Genomic DNA, 8714 nt, shown 5'->3' on the forward strand with positions numbered 1-8714 from the left:
ACCAATTAGGCGCCTGACGCCGGCAAATGTCAACCATTCTCATTGGCATCGAGCAGACGTCGGTCGCGGCCACCGCGAGCCTGCGCATCCATCCTCGATGGCTGGCGGCGGCTTACAGCTCGACGGCGCGGCCGATGAATTGAATCGGGCCGGTCGGGCGGTCCAGCGGAGAGCCGGTGTCGTCCTCGAGGGTCAGTTCGAACAGCTGGTTGTCCTCCAGTGGCGGGAGATCGTCAAGCGACAGTTGCTTGGTCTCGCCGGGCTCGACCAGGCCCAGGGAGACGGGGCCGCTCCAGTCATCCGCCTTGGTCCAGAACTCCAGCGCCTTGCCGGGCGGCACCTCGAAGGTGCCGACGGGTTTCAGGCTGATCTGCCGCGGTGAACTCGCCTGCACTATCCAGCCGGCTTGCGTATGTTGAGGGGTCATCAATACCACCAGGTAGCGAGAGGAGGGCGCCTGCGCAGGGCTGAACGCCAGCATGGCGGCGAGGCCGGTGGCGATGAGGATGCTGGCGAAACTCAAGCCTCGCCACAGTGTCAGGTCATGCCACAATCGGCTCAGCAGCCCGGCCGGGTGAGCGGCGCGGTCATCCGCCGGCGCCGATTGTGCGGCCTCCTGACTGTCGAGCGTGCGCAGGATGCGCGGCCATAGCCGGTTCGATGGCGCGACCGGTTCGACCATCGCGGTATAGGGCTGGAGGCGCCTCTCCCAATCCCCTATCGCCTGCTGCAGTTGCGGGTCCTCGAGCAGACGACGCTCGACATCGCGACGCTGCTCGGCGTTCAGTGTGCCGAGCACGTACTCGCCTGCCAGATCCTCGGTCTCCTCCGGTCCGAGCGGAGACCTCGACGCCGAATGATTGCTCATGACAGGCACTCGCGCAGTGCAGCCAGGCTGCGTTTGATCCAGGCCTTGACGGTGCCGAGCGGGCGATCCATGCGCGTGGCAATCTCCGGGTGACTGAAGCCGTCGACATAGGCGTGAAACAGGCAGTTGCGCCGCTCGGGCGCCAGTTGCGCCAGGCAGCGATCCAGGTCCCCGTGACCGAGCCAGTCGAAATGATCCTGCATGTCCGTCTCCGCCTCCTGAGCGCGCTCGGCGTCGAGCCTGTCGGCAGTCTCGTCATCGACGGTCACTTCCCGATGCCGGGTTCTGACGTGGTTGAGCGCCAGGTGGCGGGCGACGCTGAAGATCCAGGTCTTGCCCGAGCCACGCGTGGCATCGAAGGTGTGCGCCTTGTTCCAGATGTTGACGAAGGCGTCGTGAATGATGTCTTCGGCGATACCGCGATCGCCGACGATGCGTGCTACCACCCCCAGCAGGCGCGAACCTTCCAGCGCGTAGAGCTGCTGCAGCGCTTGACGCTCTCCCCTGGCACAAGCCTCGAGCAGGGCACCATGATCATCGGCTGCCGACGGATTGAACGCTGCTGCATCGTCTGTCACACGAACTTCCTTGAAGCGCACCCCGCTGGGGCCAGTAAATCTCATACTACGCAACACGGGCTCGTCATGGCGAGCCCGTGTCGGTCTGCAATGACCCGCTGTCGCGATCGGCGGGCGCTGCGGGTCAGCGGCGTGGCCGGATCAGCTGGCCTTCCAGAACAGATAGTCCGCCTGGTACTCGACCACCTCTTCGTCGCCGGCGTTGTCCTCGCTGCAGGCCATATCCGGCGCTACGCCGCCCTGGGTATTCAGGCGCTGTACATAGGTGACACCGGACATGTGGCCGTCACCCTCTGCTGGATTGGCTTCCACGAGCTGGAAGGGAATGTTGCCATCGCCGCCGGGGGCCGTGGCGAGCTGGGTACCGGTGATCTTGGAGCCGTCGCTGGATTCCCAGGTGGCCGGCGGGCCGTAGTAGCTGCCGACCTGGTTGCCGTCCGCGTCGTTGAGTTTGGCATCCGGGCCCTTGAACACCCACTCGTGTGCGCCATCCTTCATCTCGCAGGCGTAGGTGATCTCGCCGACGCCCACCGTCTCCATGGCAATCTCGTTGCCATCCGGGACCTGCACGTCCGCCGGGACGTCGTTGGCGTGCGCCGCGAGGCTGAAGCCGCCCAGCAGGGTGGCGGTCAGGGTAACGCTGGCTAGTTGTCGGGTTTTCATTGGCGTCTCTCCGAGCGTGAATAGGGCAGGACTTCATGTCCTGCACCGGGGATACACCCGGGCCGGAGATATGGATGCAGACGATCTCGATGCCGCTGAACAGGCTCCCGCCCCGCTGGAGCGGGTTTATAGCGCCGGCTTCACGGATCGTTGGCCCAGGCAGCGACAGCACAGCGGGTAGAGCGCCAGCGCCAGCGCGATGCCGACCAGCGGGGGCACCCATGGCGAGAACCAGGCGCCCAGGGTTGCCAACGCATAGGCGCCGAGCCCGGGAAGATGAAACGCCGGCAACCTGGCAGCGTCGAGCCTGGGATAGCGGCCGCAACGCAGGAAGACGTAGTCGGCAATGATCACGCCCCCTAGCGGCGGGATGCAGGTGCCCAGCGCGATCAGGAAGGGCACCAGCAGCGCATCCATTCCGGCCAGCGCCAATAGCGTGCCGATCGCCGCGCCGCCCAGCGTCACCCAGCCACGCTGGCGGGTGCGCAGCAGGTTGCAGCCAGCGGCGGCAAAGTTGTAGATGGTGTTGTCCTGGGTGGTCCACAGGTTGAGGAACAGCATGGCCAGCCCGACGACGGTCAGGCCCTGCAGGATCAGTACCGCGACCACGTCCGGTTGCTGATAGACGAGAGCACCCACGGCGCCGATCAAGACCATCAGGCCATTACCGATGAAAAACGCCAGCAGGGTCGCCGTGATCGCCTGACGCGGCGTGCGCGCGAAACGGCTCCAGTTGCTGGCCTGCGTCGCGCCGGAGACGAAGGTGCCGAAGATGATGGTGATACCGGCTGCCCAGCCCAGCCCGGCACTGGGGGCGATGGCGGCCAGCCCGGTCCAGCCGCCGCCATCGCGCCAGGCGATGATCATGCTGATGGCGATCAGCAGCGCCATCGCCGGCACCGCCACGTTGGAGAGCAGCGCCAGGCCGCGGTAGCCGACGAAGGCGGTGAGACAGAAGCCGAAGCCGAACAGCACCATCAACGGGGCTGACCAGCCGGGAGGGAGCTCCAGCGTCGAGACCAGCACGTTGGCGATGGTGGCCACGCCCCAGGCGTACCAGCCGACCTGGGTGATGCCCAGCAGCAGATCGGATAGCGCGCTGCCGCGCTCGCCCAGCGCGAACCGCGACATCAGCGCCGTGCTGAGACCGGAGCGCGCGGCGATGCCGGCGATCGCCGCGGCATAGATGCCCAGCAGCAGATTGCCCACCACGATCAACGCCAGCAGCTCTCCCAGCGGAAACGCCGCACCGAGCTGGCCGCCGGCGAACATGGTCGCGGTGAAGAAGGTGAAGCCCAGCAACAGCAAGGCCAGCGACGCGAAGGGTTTGCGCGCGTCGTCGGGCACTTCGCTCAGGGGGTAGTCATTGTCGGCTTGGGGCAGGGCCATGGTTCGATCCTCGCTAGGGCAGTCGGGACTGACCTAGCAAGCTGCATGCCGCGGCGCTGAAAAGGGTTATCCATCCGCGTCCTCCACCGGTCGACGGCCCGGCCCGGGTGCCAGGTCTGCACGTCTTTGGCGCAGAGCGCGCCGGATCGAGTCGTCGACTGGCCGAAAGGGAGCAACGCGAGGGAACGCGGGTCGGGTAGGCGTCGGGATAAGCCAACGCCCCGCACAGGGCGGGGCGTTGGGAGGAATCCGGTAGCGTCTCGGGCATCGTCCCGAATGGACGTCACTCCCGGTAGGCGGACTCTTTCAGCGCCCGGATGCGGTCGTCCAGCGGCGGGTGGCTGGCGAACAGTTTCTCCATGATCTTGCGGGTCTGCCCGGTGGTGATGGCGAAGGCCGTCAGCGAGTCGGGCATCTGGTCCGGCTGGCTGGTCTCGGACTTCAGTCTGGCCAGGGCGTTGATCATGGCGCCGCTGCCGGCGTATTTGGCACCGGCGGCGTCGGCGCGGTACTCGCGGAAGCGCGAGAACCAGGCGACGATGATCGACGCCACCAGGCCGAACACGATCTCGGCCACGATGACGACCGCGAAATAGCCCATGAAGCCCAGACCGCCGCCGTTGTCGCGGCCGCGCAGGAAGCTGTCGACGACCTGGGCCACCACCCGCGCGAAGAACATCACGAAGGTGTTCAGCACGCCCTGGATCAGCGCCAGCGTGACCATGTCGCCGTTGGCGACGTGGCCGATCTCGTGGGCCAGGACGGCGCGAATTTCCTCGGGACGCATGCGCTCGAGCAGCCCCTGGGAGACCGCCACCAGCGCGTCGTTCTTGTTCCAGCCGGTGGCGAAGGCGTTGGACTGCTGGGCCGGAAAGATCGCCACTTCCGGCATCTTGATATCGGCCTGCTGCGCCAGTTCACGCACCGTGTCGAGCAGCCACTGCTCGGTCGAGTTGCCCGGCTGCTCGATCACCTTGGCCTTGGTGCTCATCTTCGCCATCCATTTGGAGATGAACAGCGATACCAGTGATCCGGCCATGCCGAACACGAAGCAGAAGATCAGCAGGCTGTTCATGTTCAGCCCGTTGGCGTTGAGATAGGGCTCGACGCCCAATAAGCGCAACGTGATGCTGGCGACGAGGATCACCGCCAGGTTGGTTGCCAGGAACAGGACGATTCGCATCATCGGTCTTTACCCTCAGTCGTGGAAAGCGTGGCCGTCGTCATGTGATGCGCCGGCTCATGATTAGCCCGTTGTTCGTTAATATCCGGTAATCAGGCGGTTATGAACCGTTAGATACGACTTTCGTGAATAGGTTTCAAGAGGGGCGTGGCCGCGCGTCGAAACGCGCGGCCCTGTTACATGGCGGTGGCTGGCCACCGCCGCGGGTCACTGTCGATAACGCGAGAGGAAGCGAGCGAAGCGGTCGATGGCATCGCCGAGCTGGTCGGCCCAGGGCAGTGTCACGATGCGCACGTGATCCGGCGTCGGCCAGTTGAAGGCGGTGCCCTGGACCAGCAGGATACGCTCCTGCAGCAGCAGGTCGAGCACCATCTGGGCGTCGTCGTGAATGGGGTAGACCTCCGGGTCGAGCCGCGGGAAGGCGTAAAGCGCTCCCATCGGCTTGACGCAGGAGACCCCAGGGATCGCGTTGAGCTTCTCATGCACGACGTTGCGCTGAGCGAGCAGCCGTCCGCCGGGCAGGATCAGGTCGTTGATCGACTGGTAGCCGCCGAGGCCGGTCTGGATCGCGTGCTGCGCCGGCACGTTGGCGCACAGCCGCATCGAGGCGAGCATGGTGAGGCCCTGGATGAAGTCCTCGGCGTTCTGCTTGCCCAGTCCCCCGGAAAGAATCATCCAGCCCGAGCGGAAACCGGCGCAGCGGTAGCTCTTGGAGAGTCCATTCATGGTCACGACCAGCTGATCGTCTTCGGCCAGGGCGCCGGTGGAGACGTGCTCGGTGCCGTCGTAGAGGATCTTGTCGTAGATCTCGTCGGAGAAGACGACAAGGCCGTGCTGGCGGGCGACCGCCAGGATCTCCTTGACCACCGCCGGCGGGTAGACCGCCCCCGTCGGGTTGTTGGGGTTGATCAGCACGATGGCGCGGGTGCGTGACGTGATCTTGTCGCGGATATCGGCGATATCCGGTGACCAGCCGGCGTTCTCGTCGCACAGATAGTGCACCGGATGTCCGCCTGAGAGGTTGGCCGCGGCGGTCCACAGTGGGTAGTCCGGCGCCGGGATCAGCACCTCGTCGCCGTCGTTGAGCAGCGCCTGCATCGCCATCACGATCAGCTCGGAGACCCCGTTGCCGATGAACACATCCTCGATGCCCACGCCCGGGATTCCCTTGCGCTGGCACTCCTGCATGATCGCCTTGCGCGCCGAATATAGCCCCTTGGAGTCGCAGTAACCCTGTGCCGTCGGCAGGTTGCGCATCACGTCCTGGAGAATCTCCTCGGGGGCTTCGAAACCGAAGGGCGCGGGATTGCCGATATTGAGCTTGAGAATGCGATGGCCTTCGTCCTCGAGTCGTTTGGCGTGATCGAGAACGGGCCCGCGAATGTCGTAGCAGACATTGTCGAGCTTGTGCGATTTCCGAATGGGGCTGTTCATTGAAGTTCCGTAAGCTGCACAGCCTAAAACGTCAGGCGGGTTGAAGAGGGCGGGAAGTCGGTATTCCCCGGTGGGCTGTGTCACCGATTCCCAGCATAACGCCGCGCTGGCGCGGCGCAAGGGGCAGAAACGGAAGGATTTTCGGTGTATCTGTATGGTGGGCGGTCAGCTCTCGGAGGCGTCGATATCCTCCTCGACGGGTTCGGGGATATCCTCCGGCAGCTCCAGGGTCAGCCGGCCGAGTTTGCCGTCTCTCAGCTCGTGCAGCAGGACCTCGGCGCCGCGGTGGAGGTTGATCACTCCGCCGGCCTTCAGGCCGCCGCGCTTGCGCGCGATCTCGCTCATGATCGCATGGCCGTCGAACCCGGCCCTGGCCTGGAAATCGACCAGCCTGGGGCCATCGGCGTCGACGTTGTCGGTCTCGCTCGGCGCCACGTAGACGGGTAGTTCATCGAGCCGGTAGCGCTCGCGCAGGGCGTCGGGATAGCGTTTGGCCAGTTCGGCGGCACAGACGATGGCGACGTCGACGTACTCGATCGCGGTATCGCGGATGGCGCCGCTGGCCGCCAGCCGGTAGGCGCTGGCCTGATCCTCGATCTTCGGCCACAGCACACCGGGCGTGTCGATCAGCGAGACACGTCCGTCGATGCGTATCTTCTGCTGGCGCTTGGTCACCGCCGGCTCGTTGCCGGTCTTGGCGATCTTGCGCCCGGCGAGGCCGTTGATCAGCGTCGACTTGCCGACGTTGGGAATGCCCATCACCATCACGCGCACGTCGCGGTCGACGCGTACCTGGCCGGCCAGTTCGTGGCACAGCGCCGGAATCTGCTTGAGCTCCCTTGCCTGGGTCGTGGTGACGGCAATCGCGCGGCTGTCCGGCTGGGCATCGAAGAAGGCGATCCACCGCTGGGTCGCCTCGGGGTCGGCCAGGTCGGCACGCGAGAGAATTTTCAGTACGGGCTTGTGCTCGGTCAGGTCGGCCAGCATCGGGTTGCCGCTGGAGTAGGGCAGGCGGGCATCGAGGACCTCGATCACCACGTCGATCTCCGGCAGCGCCTCGGTGATCTGGCGCCGCGCCTTGTTCATGTGTCCGGGATACCAGCCGAGCATGACGTTCTCCTGCCTGTTCTTCGAATCGAATCGTGCCGCCCCCAACGGCAGGCGGGCGGACATTCTAGCAGAATGCGGCACCCAACGGCTGCAGCTCGGGCGCGTCGACGTCCGTAGCGGGCGAGGTCGTCAGCCGACGATGGCATCTCTTTGCATCCACTCGTCGACGGGCTGCGTAGGGAGTCTGGTCATCCACAGCAGGGAAAGGAGCCCCGCATGAAACCACTCGCATCAATCGCCGCCGGTCTGCTGCTCGCCAGCGTCGCGAGCGTCTCACTGGCCGCCGACAATCCGATCAGCGTCCACGTCCTCAACACCCAGACCGGCAAGCCCTCGGCGGGGGTGGCGGTGAAACTGGAGCATCGGGCCGACGGCCGGTGGGAGACCATCGCCAACGGGACCACCTCCGAGGATGGGCGGATCTCGGCGCTCTATCCCGAGAGCGAGACGTTCGAGGCCGGTGTCTACCGCGCCGTCTTCGAGACCGGCGACTGGTACCGCGCCCGTGGCAGCGCCACCTTCTTCCCCGAGATCACCGTACCTTTCGAGGTCGTCGACACCCAGCAGCACTACCATATCCCGCTGCTGCTGAGCCCCTACGCTTACTCTACCTACCGCGGCAGCTGAGTCTGGCCGGATAAGCGGCGACAGTCGCAATGGCAGCGCCCCGACCGAGGTCGGGGCGCTGTCGTCCTGGGGTCATCGTTTTGGTGCTGCCGGGAAGAGGCGTGCCATGGGGTGGGCCGGACGGCCCACAGGCTTTTACTCGCCGGCGTGGAAGGTGATCGCCACCGAGTTGATGCAATAACGCTGGCCGGTGGTTTCCGCCGGGCCATCCGGGAAGACGTGACCCAGATGGGCGTCACAGCGTCGGCAGGTCACCTCGATCCGGCGCATGCCGTGGCTGTCGTCCTGATGCTCTTCGACCGAGGCCGCTGCCAGGGGGCGGTCGAAACTCGGCCAGCCGCAGTGCGCCTCGAACTTGTGCTCGTTCTCGAACAGCGGCGCGCCACAGCAGACGCAGTGGTAGATACCCTGGACCGGCTCGACCTGGTAGTCGCCGGTAAAAGGGCGCTCGGTGCCTTTCTCGCGGGTAACGTGGTACTGCTCGGGGGTGAGCTTTTCACGCCACTCGGCTTCCGTCTTCTCTACCTTACCCATGTCCAGTTCTCCTCATCGCTTCGACTCGCTCACTGCATTACAGGCCATTTGGCACTCCCTGACCAGTCCCGATTAGGCTATGGCGAAAATCGGTGAAATCAATCGCTTGACACCTCAAAATCGTCTCAGTAACATACGCGCCACTTCGACGGAGCCGAGACATTACGTCCCATTCGTCTAGTGGTCTAGGACACCGCCCTTTCACGGCGGTAACAGGGGTTCGAACCCCCTATGGGACGCCACTCGGTTCAGCGAAGTGTGAAGCGTTACGGTGCGGGAATAGCTCAGTGGTAGAGCATCGCCTTGCCAAGGCGAGGGTCGGGAGTTC

The 8714-nt window shown here is 65.1% G+C and carries 9 protein-coding genes and 1 tRNA gene; 2 read left to right on the forward strand and 8 right to left on the reverse strand.

What is annotated here, in order from left to right; genetic code table 11:
* Positions 1-112 precede the first annotated feature (112 nt).
* The 7 genes from Q0602_RS01510 to ylqF all read right to left on the reverse strand — a co-directional run bounded on the left by Q0602_RS01510 (position 113) and on the right by ylqF (position 7225).
* Positions 113-868, reverse strand: a complete 756-nt coding sequence (locus Q0602_RS01510; RefSeq protein ID WP_298837836.1) for an anti-sigma factor — start codon at positions 866-868, stop codon at positions 113-115.
* Positions 865-1446 carry a sigma-70 family RNA polymerase sigma factor gene (locus tag Q0602_RS01515; RefSeq protein ID WP_295037636.1) on the reverse strand — a complete coding sequence of 194 codons (582 nt, stop codon included), beginning with the start codon at positions 1444-1446 and terminating at the stop codon, positions 865-867. Before Q0602_RS01515 ends, Q0602_RS01510 begins: the two co-directional genes overlap by 4 nt.
* Before the next feature lie 141 nt (positions 1447-1587).
* Positions 1588-2109: a DUF3455 domain-containing protein gene (locus Q0602_RS01520; RefSeq protein WP_298837839.1), complete on the reverse strand. Its 522-nt coding sequence runs from the start codon at positions 2107-2109 to the stop codon at positions 1588-1590.
* Positions 2110-2235: 126 nt separating this feature from the next.
* Complete coding sequence (gene codB / locus Q0602_RS01525) at positions 2236-3498, reverse strand: cytosine permease (protein WP_298837843.1); 1263 nt, start codon at positions 3496-3498, stop codon at positions 2236-2238.
* A 283-nt stretch (positions 3499-3781) separates the two neighbouring features.
* Positions 3782-4684 carry a protease HtpX gene (gene htpX, locus Q0602_RS01530; RefSeq protein ID WP_298837845.1) on the reverse strand — a complete coding sequence of 301 codons (903 nt, stop codon included), beginning with the start codon at positions 4682-4684 and terminating at the stop codon, positions 3782-3784.
* Positions 4685-4888: 204 nt separating this feature from the next.
* Positions 4889-6115 (reverse strand): pyridoxal phosphate-dependent aminotransferase, encoded by a 1227-nt coding sequence (locus tag Q0602_RS01535; RefSeq protein ID WP_298837848.1) that lies wholly within the window; start codon positions 6113-6115, stop codon positions 4889-4891.
* Positions 6116-6280: 165 nt separating this feature from the next.
* The gene (gene ylqF / locus Q0602_RS01540) at positions 6281-7225 is read right to left on the reverse strand and encodes a ribosome biogenesis GTPase YlqF (protein WP_298837854.1); all 945 of its coding nucleotides are present in this window, start codon (positions 7223-7225) and stop codon (positions 6281-6283) included.
* Positions 7226-7441: 216 nt separating this feature from the next.
* Between ylqF and uraH the strand changes: the two genes are divergently transcribed.
* A complete protein-coding gene (gene uraH / locus Q0602_RS01545) occupies positions 7442-7852 on the forward strand; it encodes a hydroxyisourate hydrolase (RefSeq protein WP_298837856.1) in 411 nt (136 codons plus the stop codon).
* A gap of 135 nt (positions 7853-7987) precedes the next feature.
* On the opposite strand, the gene msrB is transcribed toward uraH, so the two are convergent.
* Positions 7988-8386: a peptide-methionine (R)-S-oxide reductase MsrB gene (msrB, locus tag Q0602_RS01550; protein ID WP_298837859.1), complete on the reverse strand. Its 399-nt coding sequence runs from the start codon at positions 8384-8386 to the stop codon at positions 7988-7990.
* Between the two features lie 166 nt (positions 8387-8552).
* Here msrB and Q0602_RS01555 point away from each other — a divergent pair.
* Positions 8553-8628 (forward strand) — tRNA-Glu (locus Q0602_RS01555).
* The last annotated feature ends 86 nt before the right edge of the window (positions 8629-8714 follow it).

Source organism: uncultured Salinicola sp. (genome assembly GCF_937921195.1).
Taxonomy (GTDB): Bacteria; Pseudomonadota; Gammaproteobacteria; order Pseudomonadales; family Halomonadaceae; genus Salinicola.

Excerpts from the sequence above, each read along its gene's own strand:
- Q0602_RS01510 (WP_298837836.1), bottom strand. The coding sequence starts at position 868 with ATGAGCAATCATTCGGCGTCGAGGTCTCCGCTCGGACCGGAGGAGACC.
- Q0602_RS01520 (WP_298837839.1), bottom strand. The coding sequence starts at position 2,109 with ATGAAAACCCGACAACTAGCCAGCGTTACCCTGACCGCCACCCTGCTG.
- codB (WP_298837843.1), bottom strand. The coding sequence starts at position 3,498 with ATGGCCCTGCCCCAAGCCGACAATGACTACCCCCTGAGCGAAGTGCCC.
- htpX (WP_298837845.1), bottom strand. The coding sequence starts at position 4,684 with ATGATGCGAATCGTCCTGTTCCTGGCAACCAACCTGGCGGTGATCCTC.
- Q0602_RS01535 (WP_298837848.1), bottom strand. The coding sequence starts at position 6,115 with ATGAACAGCCCCATTCGGAAATCGCACAAGCTCGACAATGTCTGCTAC.
- ylqF (WP_298837854.1), bottom strand. The coding sequence starts at position 7,225 with ATGCTCGGCTGGTATCCCGGACACATGAACAAGGCGCGGCGCCAGATC.
- uraH (WP_298837856.1), top strand. The coding sequence starts at position 7,442 with ATGAAACCACTCGCATCAATCGCCGCCGGTCTGCTGCTCGCCAGCGTC.
- msrB (WP_298837859.1), bottom strand. The coding sequence starts at position 8,386 with ATGGGTAAGGTAGAGAAGACGGAAGCCGAGTGGCGTGAAAAGCTCACC.